We start from the raw sequence: 24909 nt of genomic DNA, 5'->3' as shown, positions 1-24909 counted from the left end.
CTAGGGGGACGAGGTGGACGCACGGACGACGAGTTCCACGGGCAGCAGGTCGCGTGCGCGGATCTGCCGCCCTCCGATGCGGTCGAGGAGCAGGGTTGCCGCCCGTTCGCCGGTCTCCTGGAACGGGATGCGCACAGTGGTCAGCGGCGGGACGAGGTACTCGGCGAAGGACAGGTCGTCGCAGCCCACGACGGAACAGTTGTCGGGTAGCCGCAGGCCACGCTCGTGCAACGCCTTGAGCGCGCCCACGGCGATGACGTCGTTGTGTGCGAAGACGGCCGTGACCGTCGGATCGGTGTCCAGCAACTGGTGTGCCGCGGCCCGGCCGCTCTCGAAGCTCCAGTCCGCCTCGACGACCCGCTGTTCGGGCAGCGGTTCGCCCGCGGCGCGCAACGCCTCCCGGAACCCGTGCATCCGGCGCTGCACCACCTGTCGTCGCCGCGGTCCGGTGACCGTGCCGATCCGACGGTGCCCGAGGCCGAGTAGGTGCTCGGCGGCCAGGGTGCCGGTGACCGCGTGGTCGGACCCGACCACCGGAACCCGACGGCCATGGATCCGGTTGATGCTGACCACGGGTAGCGGGCCGCGCAGCGCCGCGCCGAGCCTCGGATCGTCCTCCAGTGACGGTGCCGCCACCAGGATGCCGTCGACGCGGTACTCCAGGAGCTTGCGAACGGCCAGGTCGGCGTCGACATCGGCGTGCACGCTGCTGATGAGGGCGCCGTGGCCACGGCTGGCCGCGGCCCGCTGAGCGGCCAACACGAACTGCGAGACCGCGAGATCGGAGAAGTCGTCCGCCAGCACCCCGATCGTGACCGAGGCCTGCCGGACCAGACCCCGGGCCATCGCGTTGGGCACGTAGCCGAGGTCTGCCGCGGCTCGCAGGATGCGCTCCCGGGTGCTGGGTGAGACCACCCCGGAGTTGCCGTTGAGGACCTTGCTCGCAGTCTGGAAGCTCACGCCGGAACGCGCCGCGACATCCTTGAGCGACACGTACACGGACGACCCTCCCCAGCGAGAGCGAACGTTCGCCTAACTGTGGCCCGGCGATCGTCAATCGTCAAGGTCGGGTCGTCCGTGTCGGACGCGGACGTGTTCTAGCGTTGTAGTGTCAGCAGACCCGGGCGATAGGGCAGGAGGCCGTAGTCGCCGCCGGAGTTGGGACTGCGTCCCTGGTAGAGCAACTGCAGGTTGCAGGGGTCGATGGTCTTGGTCTGGTCGGGGTTGCTGCGGATCAGGTCGCCGTGGCTGATGTCGTTTGTCCAGGTCGCGCCGCTGTTGGCCTTGCCGGCGAAGGGGTTGCTCTCGGTGGCGGCCTGCGGCGTCCACGAGCCGTTCAGGCTGCTGGAGGTGAACGACCGGAAGTAACGCCCGTTGCTGCCGATCGCCTCGACGAGCATCAGGTACTGGTTCTGGTCCTTGACCTTGTAGACCTCGACCCCCTCGAACAGGTTGTTCGTCGAGTCGCTCATGATCGTCGTGTACGACGAGCCGAAGTTGCCGGGGAAGTTCCCGATCGGCATGCTGGCGCGGTAGATCTTGCCGTTGTCCCCGGCGAAGAACAGGTACATGTTCGTACCGTCACCGATGAGCGTCTGGTCGATGGGGCCCGTGTTGGAGCCGGAGATGCTTCCGGTGAACAGGGGCTGGGCCGCGGACCACCCGTTGGCGTTGGTGGGGTCGGTCGAGGTCCGGTAGCTGAACGCGGTCGGACCCCACTGGTAGGCGAGCACCCAGATGTTCTTCGGCGCGAAGTAGAGCAGCGTGGACGCGACAGCACCGGGGTTCATCGCGTTCTGGCCGGCCGAGGCCATGTCCGACCAGTTCGTGAACGGCGTGAAGTTCATCGAGCCCCAGCTTGTTCCCGTGTCGTGCGTCGTCGCGTAGACCAGGTGCTTGCCGTTGTGGACGACGTGGGTGAAGTCCTTGAGCGAGACCCACCCCTGCCTCGGGTTCGCCAGCGATCCGGTCGAGGTCCAGCGGTATGTCGAGGGAAGCGAGCACGCGCCGGGATTGCTGTCGGTCACGCGGACGAGCTGCCACTGCTGGTTGGACCCGTTCAGGTCGGTGTACTGGAGGACGGCTGCTCCGTCCGTGGTCGACGCGCCGGTCACCTCCACGGCCTTGCCGCTGTTGCGGTTGATCAGCCGGACGTAGCCGCCGTCGGAGTCGGCGAGACGGAACTGCTGGTTGGTTCCGTTGAGGTCCGTCCATTGCTGGACCTTCCCCCCGTCGGCGGTGGAGAAGTTGTTCACGTCGAGAACCTTGCCGGAGTTCTTCGACTTCAGCCGGTAGTAGCCGCCACCGGAGTCCACGAACTGCCACTGCTGGTTGGCTCCGTCGTGGCGAGCCCACTGCTGGGCGATCGCCCCGTCGCTGGTGGACGTGTTGGCGATGTCCATGGCCTTGCCGCTGTTGCGGTTGACCAGCACGTACCACGCGGTCGTGTCGACGGTCGCCGCCGACGCCGCACCGGCGTTGAGCGCGGCGGCGGCGGGAGCGACGAGGACGGTCACGAGCAGGGTGATCAGCGCGCGTGCCCGCCCGATGCGGCGAGCACGGCGCCTGCGAAACGGTGGCGCGGTGGGTGGTGGGGCCTGGCCCATCCGACTCATGGTGTTCTCCTTCGGGTTCCGGGGCCGCCAAGGCCCGAGACGCGTTCTTGGGAGCGCTCCCAGCCTGCTGGTTGTGGTGGGGATCCGGCCCTGCTCCGATGGGTGAGGCGGGCGCGCTCGTCGTGCTCCGTCAGCGGAAGCGGTTTGCCATGCTGCCGGACCTGCACAGAATCGCGTCGGGCCTCATCGCAGCTCCTTGTCGAAGCGACAGCGGTAATCAGTTAGGTGAATGTTAGCGTTAACATCCACGCTTACGCGACGGGCACGCACCAAAACGACATCGGAAGTTTCGGACAACATCGCCGCTTCCTTGCAGGTTGCCAGATTGTTTCCGAACCTTCAAGAGGGAGTTGCCGCGTCCCTGGTCGGGAGAATGGCGAGGCGTGATCGTTTCCCGGACGCATTGATCGAGTGCTTTGCCGGCGAAATTACGCGCCACGGGCCGAGACGGGGCAACGCGACCAGGGGAGCGTATGTGCTCGGGAACCGTCCCTTGTGGTGCGTCGAGGTGCCAGGGTTTGCCGTTCATCCGGTGCTCACCCGGTCCTCCGCGGCCCGCAGCCTGCGCTCGGACAGCGACCGGCGCAGCGGGACGATCAGCAGCAGCGTGATCGCCGCCGCGCTCAGGAACACCGAGGACGCGCCTCCCGCCGCGGTCAGCGCTCCGCCCAGGGCCGCGCCGATCGGCGTTGCGCCGTAGGTGAGGCTGCGGGTGGCGCCGGCGACCTGGCCGAGCAGCTCGCGCGGCACGGTCGTCTGGCGGACGGTCAGGGCCATCACCGCCCACATGCCGCCCAGGATGCTGCCCGCCCCGGCGAGCAGCATGAACACCCACCCGCCGGTGACCAGTGGGGAGGTGAACAGCAGCGCCCAGCCCACCCGGGACAGCCACAGCACGCGAGCACGCCCGACGAGCGCCGCCAGCCGGGCGGTGAGCAGCGACCCGACGGCCGCCCCGACGCCGATGACGCTGACCGTGACGCCGTACGCGGCGCTGCTGAGCATCAACGGCCCGGGCGCGACGGCATAGGGAACCAGCGCCGTCAGGAAGGCGGCGTTGGCGAGCGTGGTCACCCCGCTCACGGTCACCAGCGTCCGCAGCACCGGGTCCCGGGCGATCGCGCGGATCCCGGCGCCGAACCTCGCCGGCCCGCCGGGCGCCGCGGTGCGGGTGGGAACGACCGCGACCTGCAGCACCACCGCGACCAGGCACGCCGCCGCCGAGATCAGGTAGGGCAGCGCGGCGGACAGTCCGAAGAGCACCCCGGCCGCCGCGGGTCCGACGAACTGGTTCGTCACCCGGGTCGCGACCGCCAGCTGCCCGTTCGCGCGGGTGAGCCCGGTTCGCTCGACGATCCCCGGCAGCACGGCCTCGGCCGAGGTCTCCAGCATCACCTGGAGCGCTCCGACCAGGAACACCGCCGCCAGCAGCAGCCACGCCGGTGCGTTCCCGGCCAGCAGCAGCCAGCCGAGCAGCAGCATCAACGCCGCGCGGCCGAGGCTCGCCGCGGCCAGGGTCCACCGCCGGCTCACCGAGTCGACGACCATGCCGATCGGGATACCGAGCACCAGCCACGGCAGGGTCGCCGCCGCGGTCACGGCCGCCACCAGCCAGGCCGATCCCGCCGCGCCGGCGGCTGTGAGCACGCTCGCCATCGTGAACACGCCCTGGGCGGTGTCGGACAGGGCGGTGGCGGCCAGCAGTCGTCGGAACGATCCCTCAGCCATCGCCGTGCCCGCCCCCGGCGGTCACCATGCCGATCCGCTTGGTTCCACTGAGGACGGACTCGCTGTCGAGTCCGTGGGTGTTCCCGCTCTGGCGGAGGTTGATCAGGAGCCGCCGGCCGCGGCCTGGATGGCGGTGCGGACCTGTTCGTCGGCGATGCCGGGGGTGTCGCCGTGGGTGTAGGCCGTGACCTGCTCGTCGCGGATGGCGAACGAGCGCAGCGTCGGGTGGAGTGGAGCCGCGGCCGGGCCCAGTTCGGCGAGCAGGTCGAGGATCAGCGGCCAGCTCGTGGTGTTGGGCGGCTGGTCGGCGCCGAGTCTGGTGCGCACGTAGCTCAGGAACGGTTCGGGGTTGCCGGTCCGCCGCCAGAGCACCCGGTGCGCGCTCATCACCTGGAGGAACGACCGGTCGTCCGGTTCCAGCATGCCGAGCAGCGTCGGCACGGCATCCGGTTCGCCGAGCTCGACGGCGAGGATCGCGGCCTCGAACTGGTCGTAGGGGATCAGGTCCGGGTCGATGTCGGCCAGCATGACGCGTGTCGTGGGGCGGGCTTCCTCGGGGTCGCCCGTCCACTCCCACAGCAGGCGGGCGACGCTGACGCATTCGCCGCGGTCCTCCATCTCCTCCTGCGCCAGCCAGTGGTCCCGGGCCCGCCGCATCCTGGGCGCCAGCACGTGCGCCGGCTCGCCGATCTCCTTCAGCAACGCGATTCCGCCGGGGGCGTAGCCGCCGCGGGCCACGTGCAGCCACGCCTCGTCGACGGCGGGACCGGCCTCGCCTCCCAGGCACCAGCGTGCCCGGGCCACGGCCAGCCGGACCTCGTTGTTCCCCCGCCGCTCGAGGAACCCCGGGGTGAACGTCGGCAGCTCGGGGACCACGTCGGCGGCGGCCGGACCCATCGCCGCGAGCGCCGCCGTCGCATCACGGACCGCCTGCTCCGCCCGGATCAGGCCGATGAGCTCCGGCGCCGCGGCCGCGGCGGCCGGCCCCCAGGCCCGCACGAGCCGCAGGAGAGCCGTGATCTCGGAGATGTGGAACGCCCGGTAGAACTCGTGGGTCACCCGGAACCGCTGCTCGGCTCCGCCGGCCAACGCGGCGAGTCGGTGGCGCACGGCGGAGAGCAGGGTGTCCGTCGCCGGCGCGCCCGCGTTGGCCAGTGCGACACCGATGTCACCGGCGGCGGTCCCGCCGCGGAGGTGGCGGGGCACCAGGTCAGCGGCCCGCGGGTCGCCGAGCTCGACCAGCGCGGCGACCGCCTGCCCGGCGGCCTCGTCGTCGCGGTCGGCCAGGTCCGCCAACGTGTCCGCCAGCGGCGCGACCGCCCGGCCTGCCCGCCGGATGGCGTCGGCGGCCGCGAGCCGGACCGCCGGTTCGGGGTCGGCGAGCGCGGGAACGAGCAGTGGCGGCAACGACTTTCGCAACGACCGCCGGGTGCCGATGGCCATGCCGGCGTGGAACAGCGCCCGCTCGCGCACGACGGGGTCGGCGGAGTGCAGCAACGCCGCGAGAATCGGCGGCTGGTCGGTGGGTGGGAGGCTGTCGAGGAGGTCGGCCATCGCCTCCGGGTACCAGTCCGGCGGGCGCCACCGGCCATCGCCGTCCCACTCGGCGCCGGCGAACGGGTCGCCGTCCCGCCACGCGGCGCGGACGGCCGCGACCGCCTTGGCACCCGGCCACCGCCGCCCGGTCCGGACGGCGGCCAGCACCGCCGCGGCCCGCACCACCGGCGGTTGGCGCGTGCCGAGGCCGTCCTTGACCAGGTCGGTGCGCCGGTCCAGGGTCGCGGCGGCGATGACGAGGCCTGCCCGCACCCGCGGGTCCGGCTCGTCCTGCCAGCGCCGGCCCAGCACGGCCAGGACGTCCGCTGCCCGGTCCGGACACCCGGACACCGCGTAGGCGGCGACGTACCGCAACCACGGGTCGTCGTCGGCGAGCATGGGCAGCAGCCGGTCCACCTCGGCGGTGACGGCGGCCCGCACCTCGACGCGGAGGTCCTCGTCCGGGTCGAGCTCCACGGTGTGTGCCAGGTCCCCGAGGAACTCGACGACCGCACCCCGCAACACCGGCCCCACCACCTCGAGCACCTCGACGAGAAAGGGCACGACGGCAGGGGTTGCCGCATAGACCGTGCCCTGGTGCAGGACCTCCCACCGCACGTCGTGGAACGCGGCGACCGCGGCCTCGTCGTCCGGACCGGCCATGGTGCGCAACAGCTCGGGTAGCGTCTCCTCGGATACCCCCGCGAGGTCGAGTTCGGCCCACGGCACCGAATCCAGCGTCTCCAGCACGCCGGCAGACCTTACGGCATCGCGTTCAGTACTCCCCGCACGGCGAAAGCGCGGTCGTCTCCGTCGTCACGCGTGCTGTCGGGACCTACCCGGTGGTGTTGCGCACCATCCGCTCCGCCACCGCCATCGCCAGCGCACACGCGCGGTTCTTCCCGTCACTGGCCAGGACCTCGACACCCTGGCGCTCCGCGAGCCCGAGGGTCACCAGACAGGCCGGCTGGGGATCGTTCCCGTTCACGACGGCAGGCTGGCCCGCGACGTCCACGAGGTGTGCGTCGTCACCGCCCTGCCGCCTCCGGTCGCCGAACTGCGCCGCGAACACGTCGGAGTCGGGCCAGAAGTTGTACTCGACGTCCCGGTCGGTGTCGAAGCCGTTCCGGCTGCAGGTCAGCATGCTCCCGTCGTTCGCGTTGTACGGGTTCGCGGTGCCCCGCAGACCGAGCTCGACGGCCTGGTCGTCGGTCAGGAGGTCACACACCGTGCCCTCGGTGGCGTACCGACTCGCGTCCAGCGGCCGGGCGATCGGCGGCGGCGTGGAAGGCAGTGGTGTCAGTGCTGACACGGCGGGAGACGATGTGGTGATAGGTGCCGTGGTGGTCGGTGCCGTGCTCTCCTCCGACGGAGCCGACGTGCATCCGGCCAGCACACCGGCTACGACAACGCAGATCGCCATCTTCGCAGACAAGCCGATTACCCCCGGTTCGCCGACGGTGCCCATCCGACCGTACTTGACTTTTCGCCCGCAACACAGGGCAGACCGTCGGGTCAACGGCCCGGGACGGCGGGGAGGGCGAGCGCGAGAGCGCGGCGACCGTCGAGGAACATCAGGCCGCGCTGGGCGAACTCGTCGAAGACGGCCTGGATCGTGGGCTCCTCGGTGGTCAGTCGTAGCTTGTCCCGCACCGCTCGCGCGGACAGGGGCCGTTCGCTGCAGGCAACGTAAATGTCGGCGATCGTGTCCTCGAAACGGTACACGCCCGCGCGGCCCGGTCTGGTGTCCTCGATCTGGAGCAGGCCGGGAGCCGACCGGTACGTGAGGTTGGCCGGTTCCGCTTCCATCCACTGGGCCGCCGCATGGGCCAGCTGGTCGTAGACCCGGTCGGGTAGCTGGTCGGCCTGGGTGTACTCGAAGAAGTAGGCGACCCGGTCCAGGTCGACGTCCTTCGGGTAGACCGCTCGGTAGGTGGCCTCGGGTGCCCGGGACCGCACGGCCATCAGGTCCGGCTCGGTGAACAGCGGGCTGAACCGCTCCAACCAGACTCGGGTCGCGCCTTCCGGCGGTTGCAGGTGAACCAGGTGCGGCAGCACGGCCGCCTGCTCCGCGTAGTCCTGCTCGGTCTCCCCGGGAAAGCCCCACAGCAGGTTCCACTGGACGTGGATGCCGTAGTAGCGGGCCCACCGGAGCAGGTTGACGTTCTGTCCTGCCGTCACCCCCTTGCGCATGAGCTGGAGCACGTGCGAGCTCAGCGACTCCAGTCCCGGCTGCAGCCGGCGCACCCCGCCCTGCGCCAGCAACCGGACCTGGGCACGCGTGAGGTTGGCCTTGACCTCGTAGAAGAGCTCGTAGTCCGTGCCGAGAAGCATGGGGATCAATGTCCGCAGATAGGCGAGGTCGAGAATGTTGTCCACGGCGGCGAAACGAAACCCTCCGTACCGCCGGGCCTGGTGCGCGAGCTCGTCGAACACGCGCTGGGCGGACTTGGAGCGGAACCGCATCGACGTTCCGTTCAGGCCACAGAACGTGCAATGGTGTTTCTCGCCCCACCAACAACCGCGCGCCGACTCGAACGGGAGCCAGATCTCCGGGCGGTCGGTCCGGTCCAGCAGGTCGAGCCGCTCGGCCCGCTCGAAGTACTCGTCGTAGTCCGGCACCGGCAGCTCGTCGAGCTTGTGCGACAACGGGCGTGGCGCTGTGCGGCGGACGCCGTCGTCGGCTCGGCTCGCGGTGCCGGGCACCGAACCGGGATCGGCTCCGGCGGCCACGGCGTCCAACAGCATCGGAAAGGCCACGTCCCCTTCCCCGATGACCGCGACGTCGACGACGTCGACCGCGCGAACGTGTTCCACCCCCATTTCGCCGTCGAAGTTCGCGCCGCCGAAAACCATGGTGATCTCCGGGTACCGGCTCTTGATCCGCCGGGCCAGTGCGAACGACGCCGCGTTCTGCTGAAAGGTCGAGGTGAACCCGACGAGCCTCGGCTTGTGTCGGAGCACCGGGTCCAGCAGGGAGTCGAGGTAGGCGGGTACCTCGACGTTCCTGATCCGCAGCAGCCACTCCCGCAGTTCGGCTTGGGGGCGGCCGGTCGTCGCCAGCCTACGGGCGAAGCCGTCCACCCAGTACGAACCGGGATCGGGCGCCAGGTCACCGAAGGCGGCGAGCGAGAACAACCAGTCACCGAGCTGCTGTCCGCGTTGCTCGGTCAGCAACCGGTAGTGCTCCACCCCGATGCGGGCCGCGAAGTCCAGGTTGGCGTGCAGTGTGTGGACGGGGAACCCGCTGGTCACCCCGATCGCCTTGAGCAGTCCTAGTTGGATCGACGGGCGGTAGACTTCCATGAACGGCATCGAAACCAGCACGACGGGACAGTCGTGACGCTGTTCGGGCGTGGAGAGCATAGCCAGCGGTCCGATCAGTCCTGGGGGGTCGGGGCCGGTCCGATGCTGCCGGGACCGATTCTGCCGAGCACCGGTTTCGCCATCGACCTCGCCGGGGTGAAGGCACTGGCGAACTGCTCGTGGACCGAGGATGCCGTCGTCTCCGAGGTCACCACGACCGGCTGGTCCTGCTTCGCCGCGGCAGAGAGAACAGGGCCGCTCCTGGAGCGCTGGATCACGTCGGCCGCGACGCTGAACACGAACGCCAGCAGTGCCTGCTCGCGCTCGGTGAGCTCCGGTGCCAGCTGGTCGAGCTTCCTGCCGAGACTGTCGATGTCCTTCTGCGTTATCCGCACCTCGGGCATCTACGTACCTCCACTCGTCTCAGCGTCCATTTTTGACTTGATCTCGGCGGCGGCCGGGTGACCGAACCGCTCGAACAACAACAGGGCCTGGCGCCACGCGTCCTGTGCTGAGCCGAGGCTCCCGCGGGCGTGGTGCGCGTCTCCGATGCGGGTCAGTGTGTCCGCCTCGTAACACGGGACATCCAGCTCTCGCCAGAGATCCACGGCGCGGCCGTAGTACAGCACCGCCTTGTCGTGCTGGCCGAGCCTTTGGTATGCGTAGCCCAGACTGTCCAGCGTGTGCGCTTCGCCGTCGCGGTGGCCGGTCACCCGGTGCAGGCGCAACGCCCGCATGCAGTGGTCGACGGCTGGCTCGGGCTCTCCAAGCTGGATGTGGCACCAGCCGACCGCGTTGAGCGACTCCGCGAGGCCGATCTTGTTGTCCATCGCGGTGAACAGCGCCAGGGCCTGCTGGGCGTGCGCCAGCGCGGGCCGGTGCTTGCCCTGCCGCTCCAACACCCAGGCCAGGTGGATGTGGGTGCGCGCCTCTCCGCCTCGGTCACCCGACTGACCGACGTACGCCAGAACCTGTTGGTAGCCGGCATATCCGTCGTCATACTGGCGTTCGTGCCAGTAACCCCGACGATCCAGGAACGTCTCGAGCCCCCAGAGCAGGAGGCTGGTGTCCGGATCGGACCGGACTCGTCGTGGCAGGTCGACAATGGCCAGTAGTACCGGCAGCTCGGCGCTGAACCAGGTGAGCGCTGACGTCTCGTCCTCGTGGTCCACCGCAACGGCACCCGGTACCGGCGGCACCGGAACCAGCGGCTCACGGCTCGGGTTGATGAGCAGGTCGGCGCACTGGGCGGTTCGCACGTAGTGGAACAGCACTCGATGCAGCGCCGACCGTCGGTCTGCTTCGGACTCCGCAACCTGTGCCTCGTCGCTGGCGAACGCGCGCAGGAGGTCGTGGAAGCCGTAGCGGCCGGGACTGCGCTCGTCGACCAGGTTGGCTGTGGCAAGCGCGGTCAACGCCGCGGCGGCACTGGAAAGGCTCTCGCCCAGCAGGCTCGCCGCCGCGGCGACCGTGATGCTCGGTCCCGGGTGGACGCCCATGAGGCGGAACAGCCGGGCCGGGTCGGGTGCCAGTACCCGGTAGGACCAGGAGATGACGGCACGCAGGTCGGTGGACTCGTCGTCGCCGCGGAACGCGTCGAGCTCACCCTGGTGCGCCGGCAGCTGCCCGGCGAGCACCGCGAGTGGGAAGCTTGCGTGGCAGGCCGCCCGCGCGGCGACGATGCCGAGCGCCAGGGGAAGGCCGGCGCACGAGATGAGCATCTCCTCGACGGCGTCCGGCTCGGCGGTCAACCGGTCGGCGCCGAGGCGGGTGGTCAGCAGCTGGCGTGCCTCCGTCGCGTCGAACAGGTCGAGGTGCACCCTTTCGGCCCCGTCGACGGCCACCAGCCCGATGAGCGAGTTGCGGCTTGTGACGATCACCAGACACCCGTCGGACGCGGGCACCAGCGGTCGCACCTGTTCGGCGGTCGCGGCGTTGTCGAGCACCAGCAACACCCGGCGGTCGTGCAGCACGCTGCGGAACAGCGCGGCCCGCAGGTCCAGCTGTGTCGGCACCTGGTGGGACGGCACCCCCAGCGCGTCGAGGAACCCCATGAGCGCGTCGCCCGCCTCAACTTGGGTCCCGCTACCGTCGAAGCCGCGCAGGTTCACGTAGAGCTGTCCGTCGGGAAACTGGCCGCGCACCTGGTGGGCCTGATGCAGGGCAAGGGTCGTCTTGCCGACCCCGGCCGTGCCAGTGATCGTGACGAGCGAGGCCCGCCGGTCGCCGCGGGTGAGGTCGCGCAGCCGGGCCAGCTCGTCCCGGCGACCGACGAAGTGCCGGATCCGGTGCGGCAGCTGGGCGGGTACGGCCGGGGCCGCCATGCGGGGCCGGCCGTCGGGCTCCGGCATGGCGGGCCGTTCGGCCGCGGCGGCGGGAATGAGCGCGGGGTCGGCGGACAACAACCGCCGTTGGAGCCGCTGCAGCCGGTCGGTGGGCTCGATGCCCAGTTCCTCCAGGAGGTGCCGGCGCAGGTCGTGGTAGGCGGCCAGCGCCTCGGCCTGGCGCTGCGACCGGTAGAGGGCCAGCATGAGCAACTCGTGCAGCCGCTCCCGCAGGGGGTGTTCGGCGACCAGCGCCCGCAGTTCGGGCACCAGGTCCGCGCGGTCGCCGAAGGTCAGCTCGAGCTCGATCCGATCCTCCAGCACACCGACGTGCCGCTCGGCGAGCTGGTCCCGGTACGCGTCCAGGAACGGAGCGGTGAGCCCCGCGCACAACGGCCCACGCCACAGTGCCAGCGCGTCACGCAACGCCCGGGACGCTGTTCGCGAGTCGCCGCGGGCCCGTGCGCCCGCGGCACGCTCGACCTCCCGGTCGAAGTCGTCCAGGTCCAGTTCGCCCGGCCGCACGGCGCACACGTATCCGGCGTCGGTCCACGTCACCCTGTCGTACCTGGCGAGGTCGGCACCGGGCGGCGCCAACAGGCGGCGCAGCCCGGAGACGTGCTTCTGGAGCAGGTTGACCGCGTACTCGGGGACCGCCGGACCCCAGACCGCATGCACGAACCGGTCCCTGCCGAGTGGGCGGTTGGCGTTCAGGAGGAGCGCGGCGAGCACGACCCGCTGCTGCGGACGACCGAACTCCACGGGAGTACCGTCGCGGAGGACCTGCAGGGGACCGAGTACCTCGAAACGCAGCTGGCCTGTCCCGTGCCTGCCCGTCATGGACGCCCCCTCCTGAGGACTGGGCCAACCTAGCGCTCCTGGTACCGCACCCGGAAGACGCTGTCCCGCCTCCGGGAAGGGTCTGGTCCAGCGTGTGCTCCAGCGACCTGTCCAGGCCCCGTAGCCAGTATGGGGGCCTGTCGTGTGCCGGGGGAGGGGCCGGTCGGACGATCGGGGGTGTCCTCGCGCGGTTGCCAGGCCGCAGCGTGCGTGGGGACCGTGCTGGGTGCCTCCCGCGACGCCACCCGGCAGGCGTTGACAGGAAGCACGAAGAAGGTACTGGGGGAACCACATGCCGTTGTCCGTGCTGTTGTGTGATGACCAACCGATCCTGCGCTACGGCTTGCGCACGGTCCTGGCGGCCGAGCCCGACATCGAGGTGGTCGGCGAGATCGACGATGGCGCCGCCGTCGTACGGGAAACCGTCGCCCGCCAGCCCGATGTCCTGGTGCTGGACCCGCAGGTGGCTGGGTTCGCCGGCATCGAGGAGCTCCGCGAGGCAGCACCCGGCGTGGCCGTGCTCGTGTTCACCGGGCAGGACCTGGACGCCACCCTGTGCGCGGCGGTGCACGCCGGCGCCCGCGGCTACCTGCTGAAGAACGCGGACGACACCGAGATCGTCCGAGCCGTCCGATCCGTCGCCGCCGGCAGCACGGTGTTCGGCTCACGGATTCACACGCGGCTCGGCCGCCTGCTGACCCGGCCCGCCGGGTCGGGTTCGGCAACCACGTTCACCCACCTCACCGCCCGGGAACGGCAGGTGCTGGACCTGGTGGCGGCGGGTGCGTCCAACTCGGCGATCTCCCAGCAGCTCCACCTCGCCGGCAAGACGATCAGCAACCACATCTCCACGATCTTCGCGAAGCTGCGGGTGAGCAGCCGGGCCGAGGCGATCGTGCTGGCCAGGGAGGCCGGTCTCGGCCGCGACCCGAACGCCCCGGCCGGGCGCGCGCCTACGTGGACGCCGCCGGCGCCCGGTCGCTCGCCAGGACCTCGGGCAGCCATGGACGGAGGCCACCACCGCGCAGCCGCAGCAGGAATGTCAATGCGCCGCTGAGGCCGGTCCCGAAGTCGGCGACCACCGCGATCCCGGTCTCGTCCGGCACGACCATGCGTCCGTGGCGCAACGCGGCCCGCACGCTGAAGCTCACCGCGAGCTCGGCCGCCCAGTCCCGGTAACGGTCGTCCCCGGTGATCTCGGCCAGGTCCAGCAGGAAGTCACCGTCACCGGCGAGGCCATGGCACTGGGAAAGCCCGGCGTGCCACCTCGATCGCCGAACCGCCAGCCCTGCGGCGCCGGCCAGCTCGCCGTACCGGTCGTCGTGGCTGTGGCGCCACATCCGCGCCAGGAACGTCCCCACGCCGGAGGAGCCACTGCACCAGTTGGTCTTCGGTGGGCCGCCACCCACCCTGCTCGGCCAGTAGGCCGCGCCGCGGTCGCGCTGTACCGCCGCGCTCAGCGTGTCCGCGGCGGCCGTGGCCAGGTCGAGGTAGGCGCTTTCGTCGGTGAGCTCGGCCATCGCGAGCAGGAACGTGCCGACACCGGCGGTCCCGTGGGCGAACCCGTGGTGGGACATGCCCGCCATGGTGGACTCGAAGTCCCTGGGGATGGGCCAGTGGACCGCGCCGTCGTCGTGCCGCCCGACGGCGGCGGCCAGGTTCTCGGCCACGGTTCGCGCCCTGGCCAGGAACTCGTCGTCGCCGGTGACCTCCCAGAAGCGGAGCTGGGTGAGCCCGGCACCGGCCATCCCGTGGCAGACGTCGGGGTTGGGCCAGCGAACCGGTACCCGGCTGGCGAGGTCCCTGGCGGTACGCGCGAGCTCCTCGTCGCCGAGGATCGTCGCGGCATCCAGCAGGGCCCAGGCGGTTCCGGACCGTCCGAAATGGAGCCCGGGGAGGACGCGGGGCTCCCGCGGCGCCCGGCGGGCGATCCACGCCGCGGTCCCGGCGACGGCGTCGGTCAGGTCGAGACCGGCGCGGCAGCCGGCGATCAGTGCGCCGAGCACCCCCGCGGCGCCGTGCTGCACGTTCAGCGGGTCGGTCGTGGCACCGAAGTCCCCGGAGGGCCACAGCCGTCCGGAGGAGTCGTCGGGTCGCATCGTGTCGAGCAGGTGGCCGAAGCCGTCGGTGATCAGCCGGTCCAGTGCGTCGCCGTCGATCGCCCGGGGCGGTGAGCCGCTGACCGGCAGCGGTTCCGCCGGTTCGGCACGGGTGAGATGGTCGCGGACGGCCGCCAGGTCCGGGCGCCGGTCCGGCTCCTCGTGCATCAGGGCGACGACGACCGGCGCGAGCCGGCGCGCGACGACGCTGTCCCGCTCGAGGCGGCCCAGCCAGCTCCCGACTCGTTCCGCGATCGCCCGCGCCGGCGGCTCGTCCGCGCAGAGCACCGGGTCCGCGCCGCTGGCCAGGTAGAACAAGGTCGCACCGAGGCTGAACAGATCCGCTGCCGGCGACGGGGCAGGACCAGGTGAGGCGGCCCGAACCTGCTCCGGAGCGCCATACCCGGGTGTGTGGCCCCGCACCACGCACGTGCCCGGCTCCGCGAGCAGTTCGAGATCGACCAGCCGCACGCCCCCCTCCGGGGTGACCATGATGTTGTTCGGGGTGAAGTCCCGGACCACCAGCCCTCTGCCGTGCACCAGCGTCAACAGGTTTACCAGCCCGAGCGCGGTCTCCCGCCAGGGGACGCCGTCTCGCCCGCCCCGGTCCCGTACCCACTGCCGCAGCGTGGTTCCCGGCACCGACTCCAGCACCAGCATCACCTCACCCTGCTGCTCGAAGACGTCAAGCAGCCGGGGCGTGTACCCGGACTCCGCGAACAGCTCCAGCATCGCCGCCTCGTGCCGCCGTTGGTCGAGGGCGTCGGTGCCGGCGAGGGTGGCGCCGGCATGCGGACGCGCCTGCTTGACGATGACCTCGGCGCCGGTCTCCTGGTCGACGGCACGGAACACTCCACCGGTGAACGCGTGCCGGATCACCTCGCGAACGAGATATCGGCCGTTCAGCAGCACGGACCGGCGGGTGGCGGCGGGGCGGGTGTGCCCGAACGGGTCCGGTGGCGCCCATGACGGCGGCGAGAACCACGCCGTGCGCCGGTCCTGCACGAGGCTGCCGTCGGGATGTACCAGCATCGACTCGTACACCCCGTCGTTGCCGAGCATTCGGACGCCGCCGAACGCGCCGAACCGGTAGTGCACCAGGCTGCCCGGCCGGTACCGGCGGTCGGAGAGCACGCCGGGCCCCGGCAGCCCTTCGGTCGCCCGGTGCAGTGCCTCGGCCAGCTCGCGGAACTCGTAGGGGCCGCGGTCGGGGTAGGCGGTGAGGAACTTGCCGCCACCGGCCCGGTCCGCCTGGCGGTGTCCCAGTTCCGCCACCTGGGCGAGTCCGGCGGCGAACTTGAACGGACATCCGTGCGCCAGCAGCACCTCGGCCGACCGGGCGAGCACCGCCGGCGCGGACAGCGGGGTGGCCGAGACGTGGAGCTTCCAGCCCTGCGCACGGGTTCGGCCGGCGGCCGGTTCGACGTAACACCAGAAGTCGCCCAGGTTGAGCCGCCAGCCCGGCAGGTCCGCACGGGCCAGCGCCGCGGCCGCGCAGTCGGTCAGCAGGAGGTCGTCGACGCTCATGCTCGCCTCACACGGACACGGGCGCGGCGAACGCGGGTCGCCGGTCGATCCGGGCGCGGTCGGAGTCGGTGCCGAAGTGGTAGTCGATCCGGCGGACCGCCTCGGCCCACTGTCGCATGCTCCGAACCGGTCTGAGGGTGTCGGCCACGAACGGGTCGCTCCACCGCGCCCGCGCGCGTTGCCACAGCTCCGCCGGCTCGTCCGCGAGCAGGTTGCCCACCACGCCCTCGTAAATGCACATCGCGCGGACCGCGCCGTCCGGCTCGACCGCGATTCCCCGGAACGCGCTCCCGTTGGCGACCTGGTCGGGGTGCATCATCATCGCCTTGTTATCCGATGTGGACAGTTCCACGTCTGCTGGGGTCAGTGCCCGCAGCCGATCGCGCAGCGCGGCGGTCGTGAACGAGGCGGTCTGCTCGTCGCTCAGCACCTCGTGCTCGACGAACCCGGCCCGGTTGGCCAGCCCGCTGGGCACGACCGCGCTGAGCGCGAGGAAGCCCAGCTCCGGGAACCGCGGGGCGATGTCGGTGCAGAACAGGTCGAGCTGGTCGTAGCTGCTGCGGACGATCGTGGCGTCCAGGCCGAACTCGAGCGGCTCGCCGCCATCCCGCCGTGCCGCCTCGCTGGCCTCGTCCAGCAGGCGCAGCGCGGCCATCGCCCGGTCGAACGAACCGGCTCGGCCACGGATGCGGTCGTGCACGGCGGCGGTCGCGCCGTCCACGCTCACGTGCACCCGGGGCCGTAGCCGCAGGAGGTCGGCCATCATGTGCGGCCGCAGTGGCCACCCGCCGGTGTAGAGGAGGACTTCGATGCCTGCGTCCATGATCCTCTCGATGATGTCGAAGACTCCCCGCACCACCAGTGCTTCGCCGCCGGCCATGCCGACCGCCGCCGGTGCGAGCTCGATGATGCGGTCCGCGACCCGCAGGATCTCGTCGTGGTCGAGCTGCCGGGTCGGTCGTCGCCCCGACTCGGAGTAGCAGTGCTCGCACCGCAACGGGCACGCGTAGGTGATGTCCCAGACGATGTAGTCGGGGCGGTCGGGCGTCGTCATGGAGATTCCCTCCGGATGAGTACTCAGGTGGCGGCCGACATGGCGTCGTGCCGCCAGTGGCCGACCAGGTCCGCGTAGGTGGACGAGAGCTGGACCAGCTCGTCGTGCGTGCCGATCACCGCCGTGTCACCGTCGAGCAGGAGCACACGGCCGGCGCGTACGGCGGAGCTGATCCGGTGGGCGACCACGACGAGCGTCCCGCCGCGGGCGGTGAACGCGGCCTCCGCGGTCGCCTCCTCGTCCGGCGTGAGCGCGGACGTCGCCTCGTCCAGGATCACGATCCTGGCCGGCGACAGGTAGACCCGGGCGAGTGCGACGAGTTGTGCCTCGCCGTGGGACAGCTCGGCACCCTCGGGGCCGAGCGTGACGTCCAGGCCGCCGAGCCGGGCGACGAGCTCGTCGAGACCCACGGCGGACGCGGCCGCCGAGATCTCTCCGGCGCCCGCACCCGGCGCCAGGTAGCCGATGTTCTCCCGCAGCGATCCCGCGAAGACGTAGGCCTCCTGCGGGATGAGGCCGATCACCCGCCGCAGTTCGCCGTCCGCGATGTCGCCGAGCGGGGTGTCGCCGAGCAGTACCCGACCCCGCGTGGGTGGCAGGAGACCGGCGAGCAGGCTCACGAGCGTGGACTTGCCGGTGCCGCTCGGGCCGACGACCGCGAGGTGCTCGCCCTCGGCCAACCGGAAGCCGAGGTCGCGGCACACCGGTGCGGCGTGCGGGGAGTAGGCGAACGTGAGAGCTTCCGCGGTGAGGCTCATCCGGCCGGGCGCGGGCACGCCACCGGTCGCCGGCCGTGCCCCGTCCCCCGGCGCGAACCCCTCGCCGAGCCGGGCGACGCTCACCCCCATCTCCAGTCCCCAGGTCGCGAGCACCTCCAGCAGCCTGCGCAGTGCCGGTTCGAGCCCCGCGGTGAGGTAGGTGACCGCCCCGACGAGCTCGCCGACGCTGAGGTGCTCGCCGACGAGCAGCCACGGTGCGGCCGCCAGCAGGGCCAGCAGCGGAAGCTGACCGCCGAGGAAGACGACCACCATCCGGGACGAGGTCGCCACCGCCAGCCTTCTGGACAGTCGTACGTGGTCGTTGACCGCCCGACCGACATCGCCGGCGGCCTGGCGCTCCCCTCCGCACGCGACCACGTCCCGGATCCCGCCGAACACCGCACCCGCGCGCCGGGCGACCTTCTCCTCGGCCAGCAGGACCGTCTTCTGGGTCGCGGCCAGCTTCGGCATGCGGACGAGGAACACCGCCATCGCGAGGCCCACCGCCAGCGCGGTGCCCAGCGCGACCACCGGGGCCAGCAGGCACAGCCCGATCAACGCGGCCACCACGGTGAACGCGATCTGCCGGACAATGCGCAGGACGGCGAACAGCACCTCGCGAACCGACTGGACGTGTTCGGTCAGCCGGGCGACGCCGGCAGTGTCCGAGGGTCCGGATGACTGGACGGCGTCGGTGAGCGCCCCGGTCACGGTCGCGACGACGAACGAGTCGCGGACCGCCTCCACCACGCGGGCCAGCCACGGAAACACCTGTCTCGTGGCGAGGGCCCCCACCACGGCGGCGCCGAGGAACAACCCGAGCGCGCCGAGCGCGCCCGCCACGTCCCCGGCGAGGAAGCCGTCGATGGCCACCGACACCAGCAGCCCGGACAGCAACGGCGGCACCGACTCCAGCACCGACCACAGCAGGATCCATGCGAGTCCGCGCCGTTGTCGCCGCAGCGCCGAGACCAGCAGCCGGTACCCGGCGCCGGCGCGCCACCCCCGGCCGGTCACGGCAGTTCCCCGGCGCTGAACACGGCCCGGTAGTCGGGTTCGGTCGTCCACAGCACCGAATGGGGCGCGACCGCGCGCACCCGGCCGCGGTCGAGCCAGGCGACCAGGTCGGCACGCGCCGCGGTCGCCACGCGGTGCGCGACGACCAACCGCGTGCGACCGGCCAGCGCCTCGGTGAAGGCCGTCGTGAGTCGGGCCTCGGTAACCGTGTCCAGGCCGGACGTCGCGTCGTCCAGCACAAGCACCCGAGGTGGTGTGACCACCGCACGCGCCAACCCCACCCGCTGCAACTCTCCACCCGACAACGGCGCCTCGGCCAGCAGCGTGTCGAGGCCGTGCGGCAACCGGCGAACGAAGTCCTCGGCCTGGGCCAGCCGGCAGGCGCGCTCCGGCGCGGACCGGTCGGGCACCGGCCGGCCGAAGGCGATCGCCTCGCGGAGAGTGTCGCCGAGGAGGACCGGCCTTTCGAAGGCGTAGCCCACGGCGGTGCGCACCTCGGCCGGCGCCATGGTGTGCAACGGCACCTCGTCCAGCGACACCTCGCCGTCGTCGGGATCGAGGAGTCGACCGGCCAGCAGGCCGAGCGTGCTCTTCCCGCTCCCGGAGCGGCCGACCACGGCCAGCACCGTGCCGGCCGGCACCTCGAGGTCGATCCCGTCCAGGACGGTCCGCCCGTCGATCCGGACCCGCACACCGCGGAAGGCGAGCGACCCGGGCCCCGGCGCCGGGGTCCCGGTGCCACCGGCGCGGAACCGAGGCTGCTCCCGGAGAAGTTGGTGGACCCGGTCCGCGCCGGCGCGGGCGTCGGCGAGGAAGAGCAGGGTGTCGAGCTGCTGGACGAACCCGAGCGCGACAGTGAGGTACAGGGACGCGGCGAGGAAACCGCCGGGGGAGAGCCGGCCGGTCGCGACACCCAGACCGGCGATGACGAGCACCAGGATCCGGAGCCCGTGCTGGGCGAGGCCGAGCTGCCAGGAGACGGCCCGGCGGACCTCCCAGGTGGCGAGCCCGGCGGCGGCGAGTGCGGGCAGCGGCGCCAGCACCCGCCGCACCTCGCGGTCCAGCGTGCCTGCCGCGCGGATCGTCCGGCGCCCCGTGAGCGCGTCGGTGAGCCGTGCGGCGATGCTGGCCAGCCGGTCGAGGTAGTCGGCGAACCGGCTGGTCGACGTGCGAAGCCGGGTTCGGATCAGCAACACCAGCGGCAGGGTCCCCGCGGCGAGGGCCACGCCGGCCCGCCAGTCGATCACGCACAGTGCGAGCCAGCCGGCCACGGCCGCCGCGATCCCGACCGCCGCCTCGATGCGGTAGGGCGTGGCCCTGGCCATGGCGGCGGCGTTGGCGGTGAACCGGGTCAGCAGGTCACCGACGCCGTAGCGCCGTGAACCCGGCACGCCGAGGCGGAAGACGTGCCCCAGCAGGCGGTGCCGCAGCCGGCCGAGCACCGCGGTCTCGGCGAGGACGCCGGTCACCTCGCCGCACATCTCGGCGAGCGTCGCCACGACCAGCACGGTGGCGAAGGCGAGCAGCGCGGGACCGGGCGTGCCGCCGGCGAGGATCACGTCGACCGCGCGCGCCGACAGGACCGGGAGCACCAGCGCCGACCCGGCCACGACCACCGTCGCACACAGCTTGGCCGTGGACGCGACGGGCGCCCGCGCGGGTTCGGTCGGCATGATCTCTCCTTCGGTGGACGCCGTCCGGTCCGCCAACCCGCCGCCGGGCTGACGGACCGGGACCAGCGGGTGATCAGCAGGTGCACTTGCACGGGAACAGCTCGAGGTCGGCCTCGGCCTCCTCCAGGAGCTGCAGATCGTTGATGTCGTACGCCATCGGTGTCACCTCCCTCCTCGGTAGCCGTGATGTTCCCGGCGATCGCTCACCGGGACGGGGACAGGGAAAGGAAGACGGGCCGGTTGTCGATGCGGGCCCGGTCGTCGTCGGTGCCGAAGCGGTAGTCCAGGCGCCTGGTGGCCTCGGCCCACTCCCGCATCGTGCGCACCGGGGTGAGGGTGTCGACCACGAACGGGTCACGCCATCGGTCGACCGAGCGGCGCCAGAGCTCCGCAGGCGGGTCGGTGAGCAGGCTCCCGACCGTGCCCTCGTAGATCGCCATCGCCCGCACCAGGCCGTCGGGCTCGACCTGCATCGCGGGGATGCGGCCCCGGGCGAGGAGATCCGGACGGTAGGACAGCAGGCGGTTGTCCGTCACGGAGACCTGGACCGGCGGCGGCGCCAGCGACCTGAGGTAGGCGAGCTGTTCGGGGGCGGTCAGCCGGTCGACCTGCTCGTCGTCGAGGAGTTCGTGCTCGACGAACACGGCGCGGCTGCCGAGACCGATCGGCATCGCCGGGCCGAGGGCGACGTAGCTGAGCTCGCTGAACCGCGGGGCGATGTCCTCGCAGAACGAGGCGACCTGGTCGAAGCTGCTGCGCACGATCGTCGCGTCGATGCCGAACTCGAAGGGCGTCCCGCCGGCGCGTCGGCGTTCGCGCACCGCGTCGTTCAGCATCGTGAGGGACCGCATGGCCCGGTCGAACGAGCCGCTGCGGCCGCGGACCGCGTCGTGCACCTCGGCCGTGGCACCGTCGAGGCTGACGCTCACCGCGGCACACCTGGCCACCACCTCGTCGATCATCGTCGGCGATAGCGACCACCCGCTGGTGTACAGCAGCACCTCGACACCGGCGGCGGTGATCCGGTCGACGACGTCGGACAACCCCCGGACGACGAGCGGCTCACCACCGGCGAGCACGATCGTCGACGGGCGAAGCGACAGCATCGCGTCGGCGACCCGCAGCAGCTCCGCGGGAGTCAGCTGCCGCGTCGGGCGCCGTCCCGACTCCGAATAGCAGTGCGTGCACCGCAGCGGGCAGGCGTAGGTAATGTCCCACACGATATCGGTGGGCCCGCCGGAAACAGTGGCAGCGGTACCAGACATTGTGATGATTCCCCTCGTCCGGCCGATCTCGTCGACACTCAACACCGTGACATTCCTGCTTTTCCCGCCGGAAGCGACCACGCACCCCTGTGGCTCGGGAAGTCGCCCGAATCCTTCCCAGGAAGGGAAGGCCGGGCCGCCCGGGGACGGCCCGGCTGTTCGTGGGTCGGGGTCAGAATCCCTGGTTGCAGCTCGGGACGCTGGGGTTGATGTCCAGCTCGGAGGTGCGGACGAAGCCCGCGAACGTGTTGCGTGGCACGTAGACGAGCAACGAGTTGGGTTGGCCCGGCGGAAGGTGGCAGAAGGCCCGGAGCTGCTCACCGCGCTGGAGGACGTTGCCGAAGTTCACGCATCCTCCGCCTGAACAGGACCACAGGTTGGTCGCAACCCTTGTCCGCGCGAAGGAACCGGAAAAGGCACCACACTGCTCGGGGTTCCGGGTGTTGTTCGCGAAGTTCGTGACGGGGATGTACCCGCCACGCCCGAAGGTGGGATTGGTGTAGGTGAGGTTGAACCCGCCCCCGGGGTGGGAGCAGTAGGTGTCGACCGCCGCGTTGGCCGGGATGCTCTGCACATCCTTGGCGCAGGCCGAAATCTCGCAGGCCTGCGTGACCGACGCGGTGTCCAACGCCTGTCTCGACTTCGCGGCCGACGCCGTACCGGCCACGAACACCGTTCCCGCCAGCGCGAGCAGGAAGGCCATCCCGAGTAACCCAGCGCGTCTGAACGTTTGACGCATGTCTCTCCTCTTCGAGAAGGGTGGCTGTGTTGCCGGAGCAAGTCTTGGCCACCGTCTTCATCGAATCGGCATCGCCGCGTTCATCGCGTGGCCGCGTGGTCGACTCGCGCAGGAGAGGGCCGGCGGGGCGGTGGCGGGCGAGATCTTTCGGAGTCGTTGCGAAAAGTTCCCCGAAAACGAGCCACCTGCTGATCACGAAAGGACCCGACCCAGCCGCGTCCACCAGGCTTTTCCGGCTTTCGGCGCGGTTTTCGTTGGCGACCGTTCCGGAAAAGGGAATCGGTTGACGACGCTCGTTCGACCGCCGCACACTACGGCGTAGTCGTCCCGTTGCTCTGCGTGAGGTGGCAGGTATGCGTGCAGTGAGGCTTACGTTCGCGCTGATCGCGGTCGCCGTGGTGGGCGCGGTGCAGGGCGCTCCCGTCGCGGCGCAGGGTGACGCCGACTGGTCGATGGGCGGATACGACCACGCGAACACCCGCTGGAACCCGGTCGAGCGGACCCTGTCCACGACGACGGTGCCCGACCTGGACACCAGGTGGACACAGTCCACGCAAGGGGACGTCTCCGCCACGCCCGCGGTGGTCGACGGCGCGGTCTACTTCCCTGACTGGGGTGGCTACTTCTCCAAAGTGGACGCCCAGACCGGCGCGCTGATCTGGCAGCGTTCGATCCCTGACTACGTCGGCATCGCCGAGGCGGTGTCGCGCAGCAGCCCGACCGTGGTCGGCGACACCGTCTACATCGGAACTCAGCGCGGGGCCCGGCTGCTGGCGATCGACACCGCGAACGGGGATCTCCGCTGGTCCACGACCATGGACGAGCACCCGTCCGCCATCCTGACCCAGTCGCCGATGGTGTACGACGGGGTCCTCTACCAAGGCGTGTCCTCCGACGAGGAGGTCGCCGCGATCAACCCCGACTACGACTGCTGCACGTTCCGGGGCAGCATGACCGCTGTGGACGCGGCCACCGGCGACATCCTCTGGCGGACCTACACGACCCCGGAGTCCCCGGAGGACCCCGCGACGAACGGCAGGTACAGCGGCAACGCCATCTGGAGCAGCACGCCGGCGATCGACCCGGACACCGGCACCCTCTACATCACCACCGGCAACAACTACACCGTGCCGAACGACGTCGAGGACTGCCAGGAGAACGGCGGGACGCCGAGCGAGTGCTCGCCGGGCAACCACCTGAACTCGATCGTGGCGATGGACGCGGCCACCGGCGACATCAGGTGGACCGCCGGGGAGGACGCGTTCGACACGTGGAACGGCGGCTGCATCATCGGTCCGCCACCGAACAACTGCCCGCCGATCCCGGGCCCGGACCACGACTTCGCCGACGGTGCGCACCTGCTGACCGTCACGGGGGCCGACGGTCAGCAGCGCAAGCTGGTCGGTGCCGGGCAGAAGAGCGGCATCTACTGGATGGTCGACGCCACGACGGGTGAGATCGTGTGGAGCGCCGCCCTCGCGCCCGGCTCCGAGGTCGGCGGGATTCAGTGGGGCACTGCCACCGACGGCGAGCGGGTATACCTGGTGGAGACCAACTTCGGCAGGGAGGAGTACGAGCTGCCGGACGGCACGGTGATCGACTACAGCTCCATCGCCGCACTCGACGCGGCCACCGGTGAGGTCGTCTGGCACGTCGGGGAACCGCACCAGGGCCTGGCCCAGGGCGCGGTCAGCGTCGCCAACGGCGTGCTCTACGCGGGCTCCCTGGCCGGCTACATGTACGCCATCGACGCCGCGACCGGCCAGGTGCTCTGGGAGACCCGTGGCGAGGGCTCGTCGAACTCCGGCCCCGCGATCGTGGACGGCTCGGTGTACTGGGGCAACGGCTACGAACGCGCCGGTATCGGCACCCGCAGCCGAACCTTCTACGCGTTCAGCCTCCCGGACCGGCAGTAGCTCCGCCTCAGCACGACAACCGTCGATCGGGTGCGACGTCGAGGCCGGCGTCCGCGGCAGTGTAGGCGTCCCTGAACCCGAAGGCTCTGGGCGACGGGCCGTGCGCCCGCAGGAGTTCCAGTCGCTCGACCGCCTCGTCCACGGTGGGAAGGTGACCGGCCGGGATCCACCACATCACCTGGAACGCCGTCTTCGGCAGCACGAACCACTCGGCGCGGCGCCGGAGCACGTCCAGGTGGCCGCTGCGGTAGACGTAGTCCCACAGGCTCTCGCGACTCTCCCAGACCGACATGTTCACGATGACGTCCGCGCCGAGGGTGGTCTGGACCGCGGTGGCGTCGTTGCTCCCGTCGCCGACCAGTCGCCACACGAAGCCGGGTGCCCGGTCGGCGACGGCGTTCAGGGTGGCCAGCATCGAGGTGAAGCCGTGGATGCGTGGGTCGTCAAGAGGGTGTCTCAGCGTGCCCACATTGAGCTGGGCGAGGTGGTGTCCGCTCATGGAACCCACCTCA

General features: G+C 71.1%; 17 protein-coding genes. 2 read left to right on the top strand and 15 right to left on the bottom strand.

Annotated features, from left to right (window positions below):
• The 8 genes from BU204_RS25455 to BU204_RS25420 all read right to left on the bottom strand — a co-directional run bounded on the left by BU204_RS25455 (position 1) and on the right by BU204_RS25420 (position 12349).
• Positions 1–993, bottom strand: coding sequence for a LacI family DNA-binding transcriptional regulator (locus tag BU204_RS25455; protein ID WP_075128308.1), 993 nt, complete (start codon positions 991–993; stop codon positions 1–3).
• 104 nt (positions 994–1097) lie between these two features.
• Entirely contained in the window at positions 1098–2615 is a 1518-nt protein-coding gene (locus BU204_RS25450) for a non-reducing end alpha-L-arabinofuranosidase family hydrolase (protein WP_075128274.1), read from the bottom strand.
• A 525-nt stretch (positions 2616–3140) separates the two neighbouring features.
• Positions 3141–4343: an MFS transporter gene (locus BU204_RS25445; RefSeq protein ID WP_075128273.1), complete on the bottom strand. Its 1203-nt coding sequence runs from the start codon at positions 4341–4343 to the stop codon at positions 3141–3143.
• 102 nt (positions 4344–4445) lie between these two features.
• Positions 4446–6629 carry a HEAT repeat domain-containing protein gene (locus BU204_RS25440; RefSeq protein WP_075128272.1) on the bottom strand — a complete coding sequence of 728 codons (2184 nt, stop codon included), beginning with the start codon at positions 6627–6629 and terminating at the stop codon, positions 4446–4448.
• Between the two features lie 85 nt (positions 6630–6714).
• The gene (locus BU204_RS25435; RefSeq protein ID WP_158073509.1) at positions 6715–7302 is read right to left on the bottom strand and encodes a DUF3558 family protein; all 588 of its coding nucleotides are present in this window, start codon (positions 7300–7302) and stop codon (positions 6715–6717) included.
• Between the two features lie 92 nt (positions 7303–7394).
• Positions 7395–9245, bottom strand: coding sequence for a RiPP maturation radical SAM C-methyltransferase (locus tag BU204_RS25430; RefSeq protein ID WP_075128270.1), 1851 nt, complete (start codon positions 9243–9245; stop codon positions 7395–7397).
• A gap of 14 nt (positions 9246–9259) precedes the next feature.
• Positions 9260–9589, bottom strand: coding sequence for a hypothetical protein (locus BU204_RS25425; RefSeq protein ID WP_075128269.1), 330 nt, complete (start codon positions 9587–9589; stop codon positions 9260–9262).
• Positions 9590–12349, bottom strand: a complete 2760-nt coding sequence (locus BU204_RS25420; RefSeq protein ID WP_075128268.1) for an AfsR/SARP family transcriptional regulator — start codon at positions 12347–12349, stop codon at positions 9590–9592.
• Between the two features lie 292 nt (positions 12350–12641).
• Here BU204_RS25420 and BU204_RS25415 point away from each other — a divergent pair, with 292 nt between their 5' ends.
• Positions 12642–13406 (top strand): LuxR C-terminal-related transcriptional regulator, encoded by a 765-nt coding sequence (locus BU204_RS25415; protein WP_075128267.1) that lies wholly within the window; start codon positions 12642–12644, stop codon positions 13404–13406.
• On the opposite strand, the gene lanL is transcribed toward BU204_RS25415, so the two are convergent.
• The 6 genes from lanL to BU204_RS25385 all read right to left on the bottom strand — a co-directional run bounded on the left by lanL (position 13303) and on the right by BU204_RS25385 (position 22481).
• On the bottom strand, positions 13303–15975 hold the full coding sequence (gene lanL, locus BU204_RS25410; protein ID WP_075128266.1) for a class IV lanthionine synthetase LanL: 2673 nt from the start codon (positions 15973–15975) through the stop codon (positions 13303–13305). The genes BU204_RS25415 and lanL overlap by 104 nt on opposite strands.
• 7 nt (positions 15976–15982) lie before the next feature.
• A complete protein-coding gene (locus BU204_RS25405) occupies positions 15983–17029 on the bottom strand; it encodes a radical SAM protein (protein ID WP_075128265.1) in 1047 nt (348 codons plus the stop codon).
• Positions 17030–17052: 23 nt separating this feature from the next.
• Complete coding sequence (locus BU204_RS40225) at positions 17053–18804, bottom strand: ABC transporter ATP-binding protein (RefSeq protein ID WP_075128264.1); 1752 nt, start codon at positions 18802–18804, stop codon at positions 17053–17055.
• Positions 18801–20477 (bottom strand): ABC transporter ATP-binding protein, encoded by a 1677-nt coding sequence (locus BU204_RS25395; RefSeq protein WP_075128263.1) that lies wholly within the window; start codon positions 20475–20477, stop codon positions 18801–18803. Before BU204_RS25395 ends, BU204_RS40225 begins: the two co-directional genes overlap by 4 nt.
• 203 nt (positions 20478–20680) lie before the next feature.
• Positions 20681–21697 carry a radical SAM protein gene (locus tag BU204_RS25390; RefSeq protein ID WP_198942998.1) on the bottom strand — a complete coding sequence of 339 codons (1017 nt, stop codon included), beginning with the start codon at positions 21695–21697 and terminating at the stop codon, positions 20681–20683.
• A gap of 217 nt (positions 21698–21914) precedes the next feature.
• Positions 21915–22481, bottom strand: a complete 567-nt coding sequence (locus BU204_RS25385) for a hypothetical protein (RefSeq protein WP_143229731.1) — start codon at positions 22479–22481, stop codon at positions 21915–21917.
• Between the two features lie 353 nt (positions 22482–22834).
• On the opposite strand from BU204_RS25385, the gene BU204_RS25380 reads away from it, so the two are divergent.
• Positions 22835–24397, top strand: a complete 1563-nt coding sequence (locus tag BU204_RS25380; RefSeq protein ID WP_075128260.1) for an outer membrane protein assembly factor BamB family protein — start codon at positions 22835–22837, stop codon at positions 24395–24397.
• Positions 24398–24404: 7 nt separating this feature from the next.
• Here the strand turns inward: BU204_RS25380 and BU204_RS25375 are convergent, their stop codons facing one another.
• The gene (locus tag BU204_RS25375) at positions 24405–24896 is read right to left on the bottom strand and encodes a DUF3291 domain-containing protein (protein ID WP_075128307.1); all 492 of its coding nucleotides are present in this window, start codon (positions 24894–24896) and stop codon (positions 24405–24407) included.
• Positions 24897–24909 lie beyond the last annotated feature (13 nt).

Source organism: Actinophytocola xanthii (genome assembly GCF_001921205.1).
GTDB classification, from domain to species: domain Bacteria; phylum Actinomycetota; class Actinomycetes; order Mycobacteriales; family Pseudonocardiaceae; genus Actinophytocola; species Actinophytocola xanthii.
Note: the sequence above shows the minus strand (reverse complement) of the source record. Positions and strands in the feature narration are given on the sequence as shown.